Genomic DNA, 15,093 nt, shown 5'->3' with positions numbered 1-15,093 from the left:
CATCCAGGATGGTAACGGTCACGTGGTCGCAGTAGCCGGCAAGGGCCTCGTCGATCGAGTTGTCGACGACCTCGAACACCATGTGATGCAGGCCGGTGCCATCATCCGTATCACCGATGTACATGCCCGGGCGCTTGCGCACCGCTTCCAGGCCCTTCAATACCTTGATGTTGCTCGAATCGTAGGATGCGTTCATGCCCTGCCCGTTGCGACGCCACCCGCCTTCCGACGGGCGCCGGTGCGGGAAAAGCCATCGCGCGATTATAGCAGAGGGCGGATTTGCCCCTGTTCCACGTGGAACAGGCGATGCGGGCGTGACTGCAGGGGCAACGGACACTCGGTTCCGGTGACCAGCACCTGCGCCCCCACGGAGGCCAGCCGATCGACCACCGCCAATTGATGGGCCTGATCGAGTTCCGACGACAGGTCGTCGAGACAGACGACCGGCCACTCGCCCCGGCGGGCGGCATGCAGTTCCGCCTGGGCAAGCAGGCAGGCGAGCGCGGTCAGCTTCTCCTGACCGCGCGACAGGTGCTCCCGCAAAGGAGCTTGTTCGAACGACAGCGACCAGTCCGCCCGGTGAGCTCCCGCAGTCGTATGGGTTCGCGCGAGGTCCCGACCTCGTTGCTCCGCCAACACCTCCGACAGCGGGCAGTCCTCGGCCCAGCCGCGGCGATAGCGCAGGCTCACGGGTCCCAGCTCTGGCAGCAGGTAACCAGCACCTTCGGCAAGCAGGGGCAGCAGTCGATCGAGGTAGGCCCGCCGGTGGGCGTCCAGGATGGCGCCCGCCGCCCCCAACTCCTGTTCCCATGGGGCATAAAGCTCGCTCGGCCCGACCACACCGGTGCGCAGCAAGGCATTGCGCTGTTTCAAGGCCCGCTGGTATCGCCGCCATGCGGCCATGAAGTCCTGTTCCACGTGGAACACGCCCCAGTCGAGGAAGCGCCTTCGCTCTTCGGCAGCCCCGGCAATCAAGGCGTGGGATCCGGGCTCGAAGCAGACCACCGCGCAAGCCTGAACCAGCTGCCCTAGCGGCACGTCTGCGCCATCCAGTCGCGCCTCCCAGCGTGAACCGACCCTGCCTAGCCCTAGCCGACGGAACGCTCCGGCTTGCCCCTGCACTTCTGCGAACACCGACAAGGTGTCCCGGCCGCGCTGCAGCAGCGCCTCCCGGGCACCGCTACGGAACGAGCGTCCGTGCGAAAGCAGATAGGCCGCCTCCAGCACGCTGGTCTTGCCCGCGCCGTTCGGACCCACGAAGACATGGATGCCTGCATCCAACGTCACCGCCACATCGGCGAGGCATCGCAAACCCTGGATATGCAGGCGCTCGAATCTCATGCAAAGCCCCAAAAAGCGCAACGCCGGAGTGTCTGGCGACGGCTCCGGCGTTGCGGGGCGACCTTCGGAGGTCTGGACCTCACAGGGTCAGAGGCGCAACGGCATGATCACGTGGCGCGATTGCTCGTTGTCGTCTTCCTGCACCAGACAGCTCGACTGGGCATCGCGCAGGTTCAACCGCGCACGCTCACCCTTCAACGCCGACAGTGCATCAAGCAGGTAACCCACGTTGAAGCCCACCGCCAGGTCGGACACTACGGTATCGGCCTCGACCTCCTCCACGGCTTCTTCCTGCTCCGGGTTGTGCGCCACGATGCGCAGCTTGCCTGGTGAGAGCTCGAGCTTCACGCCGCGGTATTTTTCGTTCGAAAGGATCGCCGCACGCTGCAGAGCCCCGCGCAGCACCTCGCGATCCAGCGTGGCGCGCTTGTCGGCACCCAACGGAATCACCGCTTCGTAGTCGGGAAAGCGACCGTCGATCAGCTTGGATGTGAAGACCACATCGCCACGACGCACACGCAGATGGTTGCGCCCGAACTCCAGCTCCACTTGACCGTCGCCGGTTTCGAACAGGCCAATCAGCTCGTTGACGCCCTTGCGCGGGATGATGATTTGCCGACGGGCGGCGACCTTGCTCTCCAGCTTGGTTTCCTTGAGGGCCAGGCGGTGGCCGTCGGTGGATACGCAGCGCAGCGTGTGTTCCTGCAAGTCCAGCAACATGCCGTTCAAGTAGTAACGGACATCCTGGTTGGCCATGGCGAAAGCAGTCCGCTCCATCAGGTCGCGCAGGACTTCTTCCGGCAGGCTCACCCGCTCGACGAGCTCGATCTCGTCAATAGTGGGAAATTCACTGGCCGGCAGTGTGGCCAGGGTGAAACGACTACGGCCGGCAGTCAGCCCCACCCGGTCGCCATTGAGCTTGAGATCGATCCGCACGCCGTCGGGAAGCGCGCGCACGATGTCGAAAAGCTTGCGCGCGGGAATGGTGGTCTCACCCTCGCTCGCTAGGTCAGCGGCGGTGGACGCGATCATCTCCACTTCCAGATCGGTGCCGGTCAATGCGACACGGCCATCGGCGACCTTCACCAGCAGGTTGGCCAGCACCGGCAGTGTTTGTCGCCGCTCGACCACGCCCACTACTTGCTGCAGCGGCTTGAGCAAAGCTTCTCGTTGGATGCTGAATTGCATGTGTGGGCTTCCCCTGGCTGTTGCTCTGTTTTTAAAAGAAAGCTGGTGGTTGTTGTAGGCGCGGTGGATAACCGGAATTCGCCTTTTTAGACAATGAAATCAGTATCTTGCAAAGCTTTCCCGGTGTGCCTAACTGGGCTTGCCTGCTGTGGGCCGATTGTGGATAAGTCCGCGGCTCGAAACATCCACCTATTATCCACAGCTTGGGCCACCCCTTTTCAAGCGTTTACCCCGTCAGCACCCGGATCAGTTGTTCCCAGTCCTGGCGCATGCGCGCATCGGTTTCGCACAGCTTCCGGATCGTGCGGCAGGCATGCAGCACCGTGGTGTGGTCGCGCCCGCCGAACGCTTCACCGATCTCCGGCAGGCTGTGCTCGGTCAGCTCCTTCGACAGCGCCATCGCGATCTGCCGCGGCCGCGCCAGCGAACGCACGCGCCGCTTGGACAACAGGTCCTGCAGGCGCACGTTGAAGTATTCGGCAGTGATCTTCTGGATGTTGGGCACCGTCACCGCCTGCGCATGGGTGGCCAGCAGGTCGCGCAGGGTTTCCTCGGCGAAATCGGTGGTGATCGGCTTGCCGTAGAAGTTGGCCCGCGCCGCCAGCGTGTTGAGCGCCCCTTCCAGGTCGCGCACGTTGGAGCGGATGCGCTTGGCCAGCAGCATCGCCACGTTCTCGCTCACCGCCACGCCCTTGTCGTGCGCCTTGGACAAAAGGATCGCCGCGCGCGTTTCGAAGTCCGGCGGCTCGATCGCCACCGACAGGCCCCAGCCCAGGCGGGATTTCAGCCGCGGCTCGAGCTTGTCCACTTCCTTCGGGTAGCGGTCGCAGGTCAGGATGATCTGCTGCTTGGACTCGAACAGCGCATTGAAGGTGTGGAAGAACTCCTCCTGCGTGGTGTCCTTGCCGGCGAAGAACTGGATGTCGTCGATCAGGAGCGCGTCGACCGAGCGGAAACGCTGCTTGAACTGGTCCATGTTCTTGGTGCGCAGCGCCTCGATCATGGCGCCGACGAACTGCTCCGAGCGCAGGTACAGCACCTTGCAGCTGACGTTGCGTTCGCGCATCAGGTTGCCGGCCGCGTGCATCAGGTGGGTCTTGCCCAGGCCGGTGCCGCCGTAGAGCAGCAGCGGGTTGTAGGCGCGGCCGGGGTTCATCGCCACCTGCATGGCGGCGGCCTTGCCCAGCTGATTGGACTTGCCCTCGACGAAGGTCTCGAAGGTGTAGTGCGGATCGAGATTGTGTGCGAAGGAAGATGCTGCCGCGGGTTCCGCGGTCACGGCCACCTTGGCCGCCGCCGGCCTGGCAGCGGCGCGTGGCGCGCTCGATCCCACTTCCAGCCGCACCGCGCGCGGGCGGCCTGCCAGCTGGGCCAGCACGGCCTCGATGCGCGGCAGGTAGCGTTCGCGAACCGTATCCAGCGTGTACGGATTCGGCGCGAACAGCTGTACCTCGACATCATCCTCACGCGCCTGCAGCGGCATCAGCCAGGTATGCAGCTCCTCGGCGCTCAGCTCGCTTTCCAGACGCTCGAGGCAGCGCCGCCACAAATCACTCATGGGATAGTTCTTGACCGACGAAGGGGCGCTCATCGCGCAGGGTGGACCGGCAAGTCTAGCAGCCAAGTCCCCAGCATATCCCCAGCGATGTCCACAGGCCGCATCAAGGGCGGTTTGACAGCTTGCGCACGCAAGCCTCATAATTTCCAACCTTTTTATCGACTTTCTTCTGGAGCCAAAGCCATGAAGCGGACCTTCCAGCCGAGCAAGCTCAAGCGCGCCCGCACCCACGGCTTCCGTGCCCGCATGGCGACCGCCGACGGCCGCAAGGTGCTCAACGCCCGTCGCGCCAAGGGTCGCAAGCGCCTGATCCCGTAAGCGGGCCAGAGCGCCATGCCCGCCGGCCTGCCGCGCGATGCGCGGATCCGCCGCGCCGGCGACTTTGCCGCCCTGCGTCACGCCAGCGGTCGCTTCGGCGGCCGCTGTTTTTCTGTGCGCTATCGACCCAACGGGCTGGACCATGCGCGGCTGGGCCTGGCCATCTCCAAGCGCGTGTCCAAGCGCGCGGTCGAGCGCAACCGGATCAAGCGCCTGCTGCGCGAGTCGTTCCGCCGTGCCCGGGCGCAATTGCCGCCGATCGACGTGGTCGTGATGGCGCGCGAGGCTGCCGCCGGCCTGCCCGGCCACGAGCTCCTGGCCGAGATCGATGCGCTCTGGCGCAAGCTGCCGCCGTTGAAGCCCATCGAAGGCACCGGCACAATCGCGTGTTGACCTCCCCCTTGCCCAGTCCCTCCGCGGCTTGCATCCGCGGCGCCACCGGAATTGCTCCGCGATGAACCAGACGCGCACGTTTCTCCTGTTTGCCCTGATGGCCGTGGCCTACCTGCTCTGGATGGCCTGGGAGAAGGACTATGCGCCCGCGCCGGCCGTCACTGGCAGCCCCGTGGCGGCCAGCAGCGCAACCCCGCCGGCGGACAACGCGGTGCCCGGTGCCGTGTCGACCGCCACACCCGCGATCGCCAGCGGCGTGCCCGCCACCGCCGCCGGCCAGCTGATCACCCTCAGCAACGACGTGCTGCGCCTGACCATCGACACCCGCGGCGGCAGCGTGGTGCGTGCGGAGCTGCTGGCCTATCCGGCCGAGCCGGTCACCAAGAAGCACCCCAATCCGCCGCCGGTGCGGCTGCTCGACGATGCGGCCGGCGACTACTTCGTCGCGCAGAGCGGCTTGGTCAGCGCCGGCAGCCCGGCACCGGATCACCGCGCGCTGTTCCAGTCGGCGCAGACCCATTACGAACTGGCCAGCGGCCAGCCGCAGCTGAAGGCCGACCTGACCTGGCAGCAGGACGGCATCAAGGTCACCAAGAGCTACACGCTCAAGCGCGGCAGCTACGAAGTGGCCCTGAGCCAGCGCATCGACAACGCCGGTGCCGCACCCTGGCAGGGCAACGCCTACGAGCAGCTGCAGCGGGCGCCGCGCCCGGCGCATACCGGCTGGCTGCAGAACATGACCGACCCCTCCGCAGCCAGCTTCTTCGGCGCTGCCTGGTACAGCCCGGAGGACCATTTCCAGTCGCTCGCCTTCGACAAGTTCCAGAAGGACCCGCTGCACCAGACCTTCGCCGGCGGCTGGGCCGCGATGCTGCAGCACTACTTCTTCGCCGCCTGGATCCCGCCCGCGCAACAGACGTCCAGCTACAGCACCGACGTGGTCAATGCCGGCGGCGAGCACCCCACCTACCTGATCCGTACCGTGAGCTCCCCGCTCGCCGTCGCGCCCGGCCAGAGCGCCAGCAGCGACGCGCGCCTGTACATCGGTCCCAAGCTCACCGGCACCCTTGACACCGTCGCTCCGGGATTGTCGCTGGCCACCAACTACGGCGTGTTCACCGTGATCGCCCAGCCGATGCACGCGCTCCTGTCCTGGCTCGAGAAGATCAGCGGCAACTGGGGCGTGGCGATCATCCTGCTGGTGCTGATCATCAAGGGCCTGACCTGGAAGCTCACGGCCGCCCAGTACCGCTCCAGCGCCAAGATGCGCAAGCTGCAGCCGCGCGTGGCCGCGCTCAAGGAGCGCTTCGGCGACGACAAGCAGAAGATGCAGATGGCGATGATGGAGCTGTACAAGAAGGAGAAGGTCAACCCGATGACCGGCTGCCTTCCGGTGCTGATCACCATTCCGATCTTCTACGGCCTGTACGAAGTGCTGCGCGAGAGCGTGGAGCTGCGCCAGGCGCCGTTCGTGGGCTGGATCCACGACCTGTCGATGCCCGACCCGTTCTTCGTGCTGCCGGCGCTGTACACGCTGGTGATGCTGGGCCAGCAGTACCTGATGCCCGCCACCGGCATGGACCCGACCCAGGCGAAGATGATGAAGTTCATGCCGCTGGTGTTCGCGGTGCTGTTCGCCTTCTTCCCCGCCGGCCTGTGCCTGTACTACGTGGTCAACGGCATCACCGGCCTGGCCCAGCAGTGGTACATCACCCATCAGGTCGAGCAGGGCGACGCAAAGGCAAAGGCCTGATCGAGCCGCTCGCGGGCTCGCGGGCTCGCGGGCGCGCCATACGCGCCCGCTATGCTTGGCGCATGGCCGACACCGACACCATCGCCGCGATCGCCAGCGCCCCCGGCGCGGCGGGCATCGGCGTGGTGCGCGTGTCGGGACCGCGGGTGCCGGCCATCGCCGAAGCGCTGCTCGGGCGCCCGCCGCAATCGCGCCATGCGCATTTGGCCGCGTTGCGCGACGAGGACGGCGGCCTGATCGATCGCGGCCTGCTGCTCTATTTCCCCGCACCGCATTCCTACACCGGCGAACACGTGCTCGAGCTGCAGGGCCACGGCAGTGCCGTGCTGCTCGACCTGCTGCTGCGCCGCGTCTGCACGCTGGGCGCGCGGCTGGCGCGGCCGGGCGAGTTCACCGAGCGGGCCTTCCTCAACGGCAAGCTGGACCTGGCGCAGGCCGAGGCGGTCGCCGACCTGATCGCGGCCCGCTCCGAAGCCGGCGCGCGCGCCGCGCTGCGCTCGCTCGAAGGCGCCTTCTCGCAACAGGTGCACGCGCTGCTCGAAGCCCTGGTGGCGCTGCGCGTGCACGTCGAGGCGGCCATCGATTTTCCGGAAGAGGAAATCGATTTCCTGGCGGATCCGGCCATCGCCCGCCAGCTCGACGACCTGCGCACGCGGCTGGACGGGCTGCTTGCCGAGACGCGCCGCGGCGTGCGCCTGACCGACGGCCTCAAGGTCGCCATCGTGGGTCGGCCGAACGTGGGCAAGTCCAGCCTGCTCAACGCACTGGCGCGAAGCGAGCGCGCCATCGTCACGCCGATCGCCGGCACCACCCGCGACGTGCTGCGCGAATCGGTGAACCTGGATGGCGTGGTGCTGGAACTGGCCGACACAGCCGGCCTGCGCCACACCGAGGACGAGGTCGAGCGCGAAGGCGTGCGCCGCGCCCATGGCGAGCTGACCCGTGCCGACCTCGTCTTGCTGGTCACCGACGCGAACGGGGAGGAGGCCGACCTTGCCCTGCTCGCGCAACTTCCCGCGAACGTGGCGCGGCTGGTGCTGGTCAACAAGATCGACCTGGCCAGTACGCCGCCGCACGTTGCGCGGCGCGAAGGCGTGCACTGGCTGTGGATTTCCGCCCACACCGGCGCAGGCCTCGACGCCCTGCGCACGGAACTGAAGCAGCGTGCCGGTGCCGGCAGCGGCGAAGGGGCCTTCAGCGCCCGGCGTCGTCACGTGCAGGCGCTCGAGGGTGTGCAGGCGCACCTCGAACACGCCGCCGGCGCGCTCGCCGCCACCCGCGCCGGCGAGCTGGCCGCCGAAGATCTGCGCCAGGCCCAGCATGCGCTGGGCGAGATCACCGGCAGCTACAGCAGCGATGACCTGCTCGGCGCCATCTTCGGCAGCTTCTGCATCGGCAAGTGATCGCGCGGCACGCGGTCAGCGGGCAAGGAAGGCGTCGAGTTCCTGTGCCCGCGGCATGCCCTGCTGCGCACCCAGGCGCGTGACTGCCAGCGCGGCGGCGGCGCAGGCCTTGCGTACGGCGGTGGGCAAGCCTTCGTGCAGGAACACGGCGAGTGCGGCGTTGAAGGTGTCGCCGGCACCGGTGCTGTCGGCGACTTCGACGTCGAAGGCATGCTGGTGGACCGGTTCGCCTTGCTCCTGGTACCAGGCGCCTTCGTGGCCGCGGGTGAGCACGACGGGGACGGGCGCGCGGCGCAGCAGGACCTGAAAGTCTTCGGCCGGATCGGCGCCCAGCAAGGTCGCCAGTTCGTGCTGGTTGGGGGTCAGGTAGCGCGCCAGCCCGAGCCACTCGGCCGGCAGCGGCCGCGCCGGTGCCGGGTTGAGGATCACCGGCACGCCCAGGCGCCGGCCCAGCCGCAAGGTCGCCTCGATGGCTTCCAATGGGATCTCCATCTGCACGAGCACCACGTCCGCGCCAGCGAGCGCCCCGCGGGCGGATTCCACCTGCGCCGGCGTGACCCGGGCGTTGGCGGCAGGCACCACGATGATCTGGTTCTCGCCGCCGGCGACGGTGATCGAGGCGGTGCCGCTGGTCGTGTCGTCCGGACGCTGCACGTGGTCGAGGTTGATGCCCTCGCGCCGCAGGCCTGCGTGCAGCAGGTCGCCGAACGCGTCGCGGCCCAGCGCACCGACCAGCGCGACCTCGGCACCCAGCCGCGCGGCCGCCACCGCCTGGTTGGCGCCCTTGCCGCCGGGTACGGTGACGAAACCTTCGCCCAGCAACGTCTCGCCCGGCTGGGGAAAGTGCGGCGCCTGGGTGACCAGGTCCATGTTGATGCTGCCGACGACGGCGATGCGGCGGACCATGCGGTTCCCCGGGAGCGGACCAAATGCCAAGCATAGCGGCCGCCGCCTTCGAGGCCGCACGCCGGCGCCGTCACGCTGGCCATGGGAAGATGATGTTTCTGCCTTGTTCCGGGAGCCAGGCGTGTCGCCCTCCACACCCACACCGGCCTCCGCACTGCATCGAACGGTGCGGTGGGTGGCGTTGCTCAACCTCGCCTACTTCGGCGTGGAGTTCGCGGTGGCGCTGGCGATCGGCTCGGTTTCGCTGTTCGCCGACAGCATCGACTTCCTGGAAGACACCTCGGTCAATCTGCTGATCTTCCTGGCGCTGGACTGGAGCCTGCGCGCACGGGCGCGGGTGGGCATGGCGCTGGCGGGAATCCTGCTGCTGCCTGCGCTGGCGCTGCTGTGGGCGCTATGGCAGAAGCTGCATGTGCCGGTGCCGCCCGCCGCCGTGCCGCTGTCGCTGACCGGCTTGGGCGCGCTGGTGGTGAACCTCGCCTGCGCGCTCATGCTGGCGCGCTATCGCCACCACGCCGGCAGCCTCACTCGCGCGGCGTTCCTGTCGGCGCGCAACGATGCGTATGCCAACGTAGCGATCATCGTCGCCGGCGGACTTACGGCATGGACCGCTTCGGTATGGCCGGACGTGGTGGTCGGCCTGGGCATCGCGGCGATGAACGCCGACGCGGCGCGCGAGGTATGGGAGGCGGCGCGCGAGGAACACCGCGAGGCGCAAGCCTAGGCGGCTTCAGTCACCACGTCTTCCAAGGAATGGGTAGGCCCAGGCCCACCCTACGCAACCCGCGGAGCCGGGTCAGTGTGCGCGGCCGATGCCCGAATCGCCCTGCTCCAGCGGCGGCGGCGTGCCGGCCACGGCCAGCAGCGCCTGCGCGTAGCCGTCTTCCATGCTGATCGTGGAAACCTCGTCCCAGGCGAAGAACGACGCCTCGCGCAGCCATTCGGCGTCGGGACTGATCTCCTGCAGGGTGAAGCCATCCTCTTCCACGCCGACCAGCTTGCCGATGTAGCAGACCTCGGCCTCGTCCTCGCTGTCCACGTGCACGCCGATCACCGGCGCGAGCTTGCCGGCGGCCTGGACCACCTCGCGGATCGAGTCGAGCGGGAAGCCCCGCGGCGTGCGCGGCAGCAGCTGCTTGTGCTTGAGCGCCTTCTCCATGAACACGTGGTGCTTGTCCGGCGTTTCCAGCTCGGACACGTCGCGGTGGCGCATCACGTACATGCCGTCATAGGTGATGCCGTCGCCGACCACCCACAGCAGGAAGAACTCGCGGCCGACGCCGCCCACGTAGCCGCAAAAGCTGCCGTGCTCCAGCTCGGCGCGCCACAACCGGATCAGCTGCTGCTGCTGCTGCGCCTCGCGCAGCTGCGCGCGCTGGCCGGTGGTTTTGAGTTCGATGACCTTGCCCATGACGGGAATTTTACCAGAGGGGTCCGCGTGGCTTGTTCAGAGGATGTAACGGCTCAGATCCTGGTTCTTCACGAGAGAAGCCAGGCTCTTGTCTACCTGATCGGCGTCGATCAGGTATTTTTCGCCGGACTTGTCCGCGGCCTCGAACGAGATCCTTTCCAGCAGCCGCTCCATCACCGTGTGCAGGCGGCGGGCGCCGATGTTCTCGGTGCGCTCGTTCACCTGGCAGGCCACTTCGGCCAGCCGATCGATGCCCGAATCGGTGAATTCGATGGTCACGCCCTCGGTGCCCAGCAGCGCCACGTACTGTTTGGTCAGTGCGTTGTGCGGCTCGCGCAGGATGCGCTTGAAATCGTCCACCGACAGCGCCGACAGCTCCACGCGGATGGGCAACCGGCCCTGCAGCTCGGGGATCAGGTCCGAAGGCTTGGAGAGCGAGAACGCGCCCGAGGCGATGAACAGCATGTGGTCGGTCTTGAGCGGGCCATACTTGGTCGACACGGTGGAGCCTTCCACCAGCGGCAGCAAATCGCGCTGCACGCCCTCGCGGCTGACCCCGGCGCCTCCCCATTCAGAGCGTTGCGCCACCTTGTCGATCTCGTCGATGAAGACGATGCCGTTCTGTTCGGCTGCCTCGACCGCCTGCGTGCGGATCTCCTCGTCGTTGAGCAGCTTGCCGGCCTCCTCGTCGATCAGCAGCGGACGGGCCGCCTTGATCGAGAGCTTGCGCTGCTGCGTGCGCGCACCGCCGATGTTCTGGAACATCTGGCGCAGCTGCGCGCCCATCTCCTCCATGCCGGGCGGGGACATGATCTCCACGCCTACGTTCATGGCGAAGTCCAGCTCGATCTCGCGCTCGTCCAGCGTGCCCTCGCGCAGCTGCTTGCGCAGCTTCTGGCGGGTGTCGTTGTCGGGCGCGGCGACGGTGAGGTCGTGCGACCAGTCGCTGGCGGTCTGCCGGCGCGGCAGCAGCGCATCGAGGATGCGGTCCTCGGCGCGGTCCTCGGCCTGCGAGCGCACGCGTTTGACCGCCTGGTCGCGGGTGAGCTTGTAGGCCACGTCGGCCAGGTCGCGGATGATCGACTCGACGTCCTTGCCGACGTAGCCGACCTCGGTGAACTTGGTCGCCTCCACCTTCACGAACGGCGCGTTGGCTAGCGTGGCCAGGCGGCGCGCGATCTCGGTCTTGCCCACGCCGGTGGGCCCGATCATCAGGATGTTCTTGGGCGTGACCTCGTTGCGCAGGTCCGGGTCCAGCTGCATGCGCCGCCAGCGGTTGCGCAGCGCGATGGCGACGGCGCGCTTGGCGTCGCTCTGGCCGACGATGTAGCGGTCCAGCTCGTTGACGATTTCGCGGGGGGTGAGTTCGCTCATGGGGTGACCGGATGGGGAAGGGGAAACGGGAAGCGGGGAACGTCGACTGCAGGGCAAGCGGGAGGCTTCACGTTCCCTGTTCCCCGTTTCCCGATCCCGCCGCCAGCTCTTCGATGGTCGTGCTGTGGTTGGTATAGATGCAGATGTCGCCGGCGATCTTCAGCGCCTTCTCGACGATCGCGCGCGCATCCATGTCGGTGTTCTCCAGCAGCGAGAGTGCCGCCGCCTGCGCGTAGGGGCCGCCCGAGCCGATCGCGATCAGGCCGTGCTCCGGTTCCAGCACGTCGCCGTTGCCGGAGATCAGCAGCGAGGCGTCCTTGTCGGCCACCGCCAGCATCGCCTCGAGCTTGCCGAAGCGGCGGTCGGTGCGCCATTCCTTGGCCATCTCCACCGCCGCGCGGGTGAGGTTGTTGCCGTGCTTGTCCAGCTTCTGTTCGAACAGTTCGAACAGCGTGAACGCATCGGCGGTGGCGCCGGCGAAGCCGGCCAGCACGTCACCCTTGCCCAGCCGGCGGATCTTGCGGGCGTTGGACTTCATCACCGTGTTGCCCAGGGTGACCTGGCCATCGCCGCCCAGCACGACGCGTCCGCCGCGGCGGACCGAAAGGATGGTGGTGGCGTGGAAGGATTCCATGGACGGCTCCGCGAGAGGCTGCAGCGGGCATACATGGGGCCGCCGGAGTGGCCTTCAACATTGCCACGCGACGTAGGTGGGCTTCAGCGCGCCAGACGCCAGGAGCAAAGACTCGCCCTCTCCCCGGCGATGCCGGAGAGAACGAGCCACGGGCTCAACCCTTGCGCCGCGCGCGCGGGTGCGCCGCGTCGTAGACCTTCGCCAGGTGCTGGAAATCCAGGTGGGTATAGATCTGCGTGGTGGCGATGTCGGCGTGGCCCAGCAGCTCCTGCACGGCGCGCAGGTCGCCGGAGGATTCGAGCATGTGGCTGGCGAAGGTGTGCCGCAGCAGGTGCGGGTGCACGCGCTTGGCGAAGCCCTGCGCCAGCGCCAGCTGCTTGAGCCGTCCTTGCACCGTGCGCGGGCTGATCGGCGCGCCGGCACGGCCGCGGAACACCGGGGCGGTCGGCGCCATGCCTTCGGCCCGGCCAAGCGCGCGCAGCGCGGCCACGGCGTGGCTGCCCACCGGCACGATGCGCGTCTTGGCGCCCTTGCCGAGCACGCGCACTTCGCCCTCGTCGAGCTGCAGGTCGCCCCAGCGCAGGCCGCACAGCTCGGACAGCCGCAGGCCGGAGGAATAGAACAGCTCCAGCATGGCGCGGTCGCGCAGGGCGAGCGCGCCATCGCCGGTGTTTTCCACCAGCGCGCCGGCCTCGTCCACGTCCAGCACCTGCGGCAGCTTGCGGTGCACCTTCGGGCCGCGCACGCCGGCGGCGGGGTCGTGCGCGAGCAGGCCCTCGCGGGTGAGCTGGCGGAACAGGCTGCGGCAGGAGGACAGCAGGCGCTGCAGGCTCTTGGGCGAGAGCCCGCTGCGATGCTCGGCGGCGACGAAGGCGCGTAGCCGGTGCGGCGCCAGCGCGGCGAAGTCGCCGATGCCCTGGGCGTCCATCCAATCGAGCAGCTTGTCCAGGTCGCGGCGGTAGGCGGCCGTGGTGTGCACCGAAGCCTGGCGTTCGCCGGCGAGGCGGCCGAGCCAGGCCTCGACCTGCGCGCGCGGCACGGCCTTCGCGTCGGTCGCGTTCAGGCCAGCTCCTGCGAGCGCGTCAGCGCGGCGTTCACCGTGGCGCCGAGCATCTTCAGGAACAGCGTGCCCATGCCGGGCTGGAAGTGGTTCGGATCGGCGCTGCCCAGCGCGAGCAGGCCCAGCTCGCCCAGCGGCATCACCGCCGCCGATTGCACCTCGGGCGCGTGGTCGCCGAACAGCCGGTACAGGCGCTCGGCCGAGAGCCGGCCGACCAGCGGCTCGTGGTTGCCCAGGAAGCCCGCGAATTCGGTCATCCCGCTGCGGCCGCCTGGTTCGACCACCAGCCATTCGGCCTGCGGCAGGCCATGGGCATGGCCGAACAACAGCAGCCGTACCTGCTCGATACGGAAATCGCTGGCCAGCCGGCTGATCACGCTGCGCGCGGCGAGCGCGGGCGTGGCCGCGCGCAGCATGGTCACGTGCAGCTCGTGCACGCGTTGCATCAGCCGCTCGTTGTCGGCGGCGATGGCGATCAGCTCGGCCAGGCGACGCTCCAGCTCGGCATTCTTCTCGCGCAGCTGCTGCAGCTGGTACATCGCCAGCGAGGCGACCGGGCCTTCGCTGCGCGGCAGCGTGAGCTGCGCGGCGAGGTCCGGGTAGTCGGCCAGGAAGTGCGGATGGCGCTTGAGGTACGCAGCCACGGCGGTGGCGCCTGGGATCTCGTCGAGCACGGTATCGGACATGGAGCGACCTAGGGAACGTCAGGCGGCGGATCGGCCTGCCCGGAGTGTGCGACGCGCGCGGCCGCGCATCAATGCATTGCGTCCCATCATTCGCGGGGCAGCCACTCGCCTTCGAAGGCGAACGCGGCGGGGCCGGTCATCCACAGCGTGTGCCCGGAACCGGGCCAGTCGATCTGCAACCGGCCGCCAGGCAGGTCGACCTGCACGCGCTCGTCCACCTGGCCGCGTGCGCGCAGCACCGCCATCGCGGCGCAGGCGCCGGTGCCGCAGGCCTGCGTCCAGCCGGCGCCGCGCTCGTGCACGCGCAGCTGCAGGTGGTTGCGGTCGAGGATCCGCACGAAGCCGGCGTTGGCGCCCTGCGGGAAATGCGGATGGCCGGTCAGCTGCGGCCCGAGGCGTTCCAGCGCGGCATCGGCCAGGTCCTGCACCAGCAGGACCGCGTGCGGGTTGCCCATCGAGACCGCGCCCACGTGCACGGTGCCGTCCTCGAGCGTGAGCGGATAGCTGCCGGACGGGCCGCCGGCCAGCAGCGGGACGCGCGCCGGATCGAACACCGGCTCGCCCATGTCCACGGTGACGCGCTGCGCATCGAGCACGCGCACCATCACCGGGCCGGAGGGGCTTTCGATCCGCACCGCCTCGTCCGGCGCCAGCACGCCGGCGCGGTGCAGCCAGGCCGCCACGCAGCGCACGCCGTTGCCGCACTGGCCCGAGGGGCTGCCGTCGGCGTTCCAGATGCCGTAGTAGAAGGCGCACGACGGATCGCGCGGCGCTTCCACGCTCAGCAGCTGGTCACAGCCGATGCCGGTGTGGCGGTCGGCCAGCGCACGGATCTGCGCAGGCCTGAGCGCAAGCGGCGAGCGCCTTGCATCGACCAGCACGAAATCGTTGCCGATGCCGTGCATCTTGGAGAAGCGCATGGCGGTCAGCCCGGCAGCGGCGCGCTCGCGGCCGGGGCCGGCACGGAGGCGGCGGGCGCCACCGTGCTGCCTGGTTGCGCCGGCGGCGGCAGCACCAGAGGTCCCTTGTTGCCGCAACCGGCGAGCACGCCGGCGGTCAGCAGCACCT

17 protein-coding genes are annotated in these 15,093 nt (G+C 68.4%); 5 read left to right on the top strand and 12 right to left on the bottom strand.

Annotated features, from left to right (window positions below; translation table 11 throughout):
* From HOQ08_RS07365 to dnaA, 4 genes are all read right to left on the bottom strand, one after another.
* Nucleotides 1–196: hypothetical protein (locus HOQ08_RS07365; RefSeq protein ID WP_291192852.1), on the bottom strand; the 196-nt coding region annotated here is incomplete at its 3' end.
* Nucleotides 197–261: 65 nt separating this feature from the next.
* Complete coding sequence (recF, locus tag HOQ08_RS07360; RefSeq protein WP_291192850.1) at nucleotides 262–1,341, bottom strand: DNA replication/repair protein RecF; 1,080 nt, start codon at nucleotides 1,339–1,341, stop codon at nucleotides 262–264.
* An 87-nt stretch (nucleotides 1,342–1,428) separates the two neighbouring features.
* Nucleotides 1,429–2,529, bottom strand: coding sequence for a DNA polymerase III subunit beta (gene dnaN / locus HOQ08_RS07355; RefSeq protein WP_291192848.1), 1,101 nt, complete (start codon nucleotides 2,527–2,529; stop codon nucleotides 1,429–1,431).
* 226 nt (nucleotides 2,530–2,755) lie between these two features.
* The gene (gene dnaA / locus HOQ08_RS07350) at nucleotides 2,756–4,087 is read right to left on the bottom strand and encodes a chromosomal replication initiator protein DnaA (RefSeq protein WP_291192846.1); all 1,332 of its coding nucleotides are present in this window, start codon (nucleotides 4,085–4,087) and stop codon (nucleotides 2,756–2,758) included.
* A 183-nt stretch (nucleotides 4,088–4,270) separates the two neighbouring features.
* On the opposite strand from dnaA, the gene rpmH reads away from it, so the two are divergent.
* The 4 genes from rpmH to mnmE all read left to right on the top strand — a co-directional run bounded on the left by rpmH (nucleotide 4,271) and on the right by mnmE (nucleotide 7,954).
* Nucleotides 4,271–4,405: a 50S ribosomal protein L34 gene (gene rpmH, locus HOQ08_RS07345; protein WP_007510029.1), complete on the top strand. Its 135-nt coding sequence runs from the start codon at nucleotides 4,271–4,273 to the stop codon at nucleotides 4,403–4,405.
* A 15-nt stretch (nucleotides 4,406–4,420) separates the two neighbouring features.
* The gene (gene rnpA, locus HOQ08_RS07340; protein ID WP_291192823.1) at nucleotides 4,421–4,798 is read left to right on the top strand and encodes a ribonuclease P protein component; all 378 of its coding nucleotides are present in this window, start codon (nucleotides 4,421–4,423) and stop codon (nucleotides 4,796–4,798) included.
* A 61-nt stretch (nucleotides 4,799–4,859) separates the two neighbouring features.
* Complete coding sequence (gene yidC, locus HOQ08_RS07335) at nucleotides 4,860–6,551, top strand: membrane protein insertase YidC (RefSeq protein WP_291192821.1); 1,692 nt, start codon at nucleotides 4,860–4,862, stop codon at nucleotides 6,549–6,551.
* A 62-nt stretch (nucleotides 6,552–6,613) separates the two neighbouring features.
* On the top strand, nucleotides 6,614–7,954 hold the full coding sequence (gene mnmE / locus HOQ08_RS07330; RefSeq protein WP_291192819.1) for a tRNA uridine-5-carboxymethylaminomethyl(34) synthesis GTPase MnmE: 1,341 nt from the start codon (nucleotides 6,614–6,616) through the stop codon (nucleotides 7,952–7,954).
* Nucleotides 7,955–7,969: 15 nt separating this feature from the next.
* Here the strand turns inward: mnmE and rbsK are convergent, their stop codons facing one another.
* Nucleotides 7,970–8,860, bottom strand: a complete 891-nt coding sequence (rbsK, locus tag HOQ08_RS07325) for a ribokinase (RefSeq protein ID WP_291192817.1) — start codon at nucleotides 8,858–8,860, stop codon at nucleotides 7,970–7,972.
* Nucleotides 8,861–8,981: 121 nt separating this feature from the next.
* Here rbsK and HOQ08_RS07320 point away from each other — a divergent pair, with 121 nt between their 5' ends.
* Nucleotides 8,982–9,584, top strand: coding sequence for a cation transporter (locus tag HOQ08_RS07320; protein ID WP_291192815.1), 603 nt, complete (start codon nucleotides 8,982–8,984; stop codon nucleotides 9,582–9,584).
* A 72-nt stretch (nucleotides 9,585–9,656) separates the two neighbouring features.
* Here the strand turns inward: HOQ08_RS07320 and HOQ08_RS07315 are convergent, their stop codons facing one another.
* From HOQ08_RS07315 to HOQ08_RS07285, 7 genes are all read right to left on the bottom strand, one after another.
* Nucleotides 9,657–10,271 (bottom strand): hypothetical protein, encoded by a 615-nt coding sequence (locus tag HOQ08_RS07315; protein WP_291192813.1) that lies wholly within the window; start codon nucleotides 10,269–10,271, stop codon nucleotides 9,657–9,659.
* A 36-nt stretch (nucleotides 10,272–10,307) separates the two neighbouring features.
* A complete protein-coding gene (gene hslU, locus HOQ08_RS07310) occupies nucleotides 10,308–11,645 on the bottom strand; it encodes an ATP-dependent protease ATPase subunit HslU (protein WP_291192811.1) in 1,338 nt (445 codons plus the stop codon).
* Between the two features lie 67 nt (nucleotides 11,646–11,712).
* A complete protein-coding gene (hslV, locus tag HOQ08_RS07305) occupies nucleotides 11,713–12,279 on the bottom strand; it encodes an ATP-dependent protease subunit HslV (RefSeq protein ID WP_291192809.1) in 567 nt (188 codons plus the stop codon).
* 154 nt (nucleotides 12,280–12,433) lie between these two features.
* On the bottom strand, nucleotides 12,434–13,318 hold the full coding sequence (xerC, locus tag HOQ08_RS07300; protein ID WP_291192807.1) for a tyrosine recombinase XerC: 885 nt from the start codon (nucleotides 13,316–13,318) through the stop codon (nucleotides 12,434–12,436).
* Between the two features lie 20 nt (nucleotides 13,319–13,338).
* Nucleotides 13,339–14,025 (bottom strand): DUF484 family protein, encoded by a 687-nt coding sequence (locus HOQ08_RS07295; RefSeq protein ID WP_291192805.1) that lies wholly within the window; start codon nucleotides 14,023–14,025, stop codon nucleotides 13,339–13,341.
* Between the two features lie 86 nt (nucleotides 14,026–14,111).
* Nucleotides 14,112–14,945 (bottom strand): diaminopimelate epimerase, encoded by an 834-nt coding sequence (gene dapF, locus HOQ08_RS07290; RefSeq protein WP_291192803.1) that lies wholly within the window; start codon nucleotides 14,943–14,945, stop codon nucleotides 14,112–14,114.
* Between the two features lie 5 nt (nucleotides 14,946–14,950).
* The gene (locus tag HOQ08_RS07285; RefSeq protein ID WP_291192854.1) at nucleotides 14,951–15,091 is read right to left on the bottom strand and encodes a lipoprotein; all 141 of its coding nucleotides are present in this window, start codon (nucleotides 15,089–15,091) and stop codon (nucleotides 14,951–14,953) included.
* Between the last annotated feature and the right edge of the window lie 2 nt (nucleotides 15,092–15,093).

It is taken from the genome of Frateuria sp., from assembly GCF_013362045.1.
Classification (GTDB): Bacteria; Pseudomonadota; Gammaproteobacteria; order Xanthomonadales; family Rhodanobacteraceae; genus Frateuria_A.
Note: the sequence above shows the minus strand (reverse complement) of the source record. Positions and strands in the feature narration are given on the sequence as shown.

Bases quoted from the DNA above. Each gene is read 5' to 3' on its own strand.
- mnmE (WP_291192819.1), top strand. From the start codon at position 6,614: ATGGCCGACACCGACACCATCGCCGCGATCGCCAGCGCCCCCGGCGCG.
- recF (WP_291192850.1), bottom strand. From the start codon at position 1,341: ATGAGATTCGAGCGCCTGCATATCCAGGGTTTGCGATGCCTCGCCGAT.
- HOQ08_RS07315 (WP_291192813.1), bottom strand. From the start codon at position 10,271: ATGGGCAAGGTCATCGAACTCAAAACCACCGGCCAGCGCGCGCAGCTG.
- rbsK (WP_291192817.1), bottom strand. From the start codon at position 8,860: ATGGTCCGCCGCATCGCCGTCGTCGGCAGCATCAACATGGACCTGGTC.
- dnaA (WP_291192846.1), bottom strand. From the start codon at position 4,087: ATGAGTGATTTGTGGCGGCGCTGCCTCGAGCGTCTGGAAAGCGAGCTG.
- rnpA (WP_291192823.1), top strand. From the start codon at position 4,421: ATGCCCGCCGGCCTGCCGCGCGATGCGCGGATCCGCCGCGCCGGCGAC.
- rpmH (WP_007510029.1), top strand. From the start codon at position 4,271: ATGAAGCGGACCTTCCAGCCGAGCAAGCTCAAGCGCGCCCGCACCCAC.
- dnaN (WP_291192848.1), bottom strand. From the start codon at position 2,529: ATGCAATTCAGCATCCAACGAGAAGCTTTGCTCAAGCCGCTGCAGCAA.
- yidC (WP_291192821.1), top strand. From the start codon at position 4,860: ATGAACCAGACGCGCACGTTTCTCCTGTTTGCCCTGATGGCCGTGGCC.
- HOQ08_RS07295 (WP_291192805.1), bottom strand. From the start codon at position 14,025: ATGTCCGATACCGTGCTCGACGAGATCCCAGGCGCCACCGCCGTGGCT.
- dapF (WP_291192803.1), bottom strand. From the start codon at position 14,945: ATGCGCTTCTCCAAGATGCACGGCATCGGCAACGATTTCGTGCTGGTC.
- hslV (WP_291192809.1), bottom strand. From the start codon at position 12,279: ATGGAATCCTTCCACGCCACCACCATCCTTTCGGTCCGCCGCGGCGGA.
- hslU (WP_291192811.1), bottom strand. From the start codon at position 11,645: ATGAGCGAACTCACCCCCCGCGAAATCGTCAACGAGCTGGACCGCTAC.